1 protein-coding gene is annotated in these 317 nt (G+C 53.6%); it reads right to left on the bottom strand.

The annotated features are described in order from the left end of the window. Nucleotides 1–69 precede the first annotated feature (69 nt). Nucleotides 70–317, bottom strand: a 248-nt coding sequence (locus Q4563_RS18310) for a biotin/lipoyl-containing protein (RefSeq protein WP_303605523.1), incomplete at its 5' end; no start/stop codon positions are given.

Below are 317 nucleotides of genomic sequence, written 5' to 3'. Positions count from 1 at the left end.
GGCCAAGCTCCATCTGATACAAGCCGCTGTCATGCCACAGGTTAATCAAGCTTTCCATTCAGGCACTCCTTACGCGAGGTTGTACAGAGTGTCGCCCACTTTCACTGACACACCTTCTTTGGCTGAAACACCGGTCACCGTACCTGCTCGAGGAGCACGCACTTCGGTTTCCATCTTCATGGCTTCCAGAATCACGACAACATCGCCTTCTTCCACCTGATCGCCAGTATCAACCAACACCTTCCAGACATTGCCAGACAAAGGTGCACAGACAGGATCACCATCACCGGATGCCGCAACCTCACCCGCTGTGGATG

This window comes from Gilvimarinus sp. 1_MG-2023 (assembly GCF_030548285.1).
Note: the sequence above shows the minus strand (reverse complement) of the source record. Positions and strands in the feature narration are given on the sequence as shown.